This window comes from Arsenophonus sp. ENCA (assembly GCF_002287155.1).
GTDB classification, from domain to species: Bacteria; Pseudomonadota; Gammaproteobacteria; order Enterobacterales; family Enterobacteriaceae; genus Arsenophonus; species Arsenophonus nilaparvatae.
The window spans coordinates 1-558 of record NZ_NHNG01000654.1 but is presented as its reverse complement, the minus strand read 5'-3'; the positions used below and the strand labels follow the sequence as shown (position 1 = coordinate 558).

General features: G+C 43.5%; 1 pseudogene. It reads right to left on the bottom strand.

The features are described from left to right. Nucleotides 1-52: 52 nt before the first annotated feature. Nucleotides 53-558: pseudogene (locus CBG25_RS17080) on the bottom strand (hypothetical protein); the annotation flags it as partial.

Here is a 558-nt window from a genome sequence, read left to right as displayed (position 1 = left end):
AAACAACGTTTTTAGAGGGCGAGGAGTGAATTCAGAAAGCACGGGGGTAATTTTATATGATTTCCAGAAGTTCAAGGTACCACCATTCTACCCGATATCGATTTGCAGCCGCTAGGCTGCTTCCTTGACCCCCACCGCTCGACGCAGCCTGTGACCGAGCAACGCGAGCGAACAGGCGAGGAAGCGGAATATAACCGGAAATTATAGGGAGCACGGTCACTCGAAAATTACAAAAATAAGGTTGAATGCCATCGACATACTCCAACGGCGACAAAAACAGGAACTCATGAGCATGGAAGAAAGTGCCCATGTAGCCATTTTCACTACAAAAAAGCGGTAAAAAATGGAACTGCCAAACGGTGGGCGATTCCCTGAAATTAGCGGGCAAATTACATATCAAAGAAAACGCCGATTTTTCACTGTGGATTTTCTCTAATAGCGTTCCCATTTCAGGCAAATGAATTAGCAAATAGAGTAAATCTGTCATTTTGACGTTGGTATCGACTTTACCTTCACTATCAACAAAACCAGAAGGAACACAACTACTCAAAAAGAATT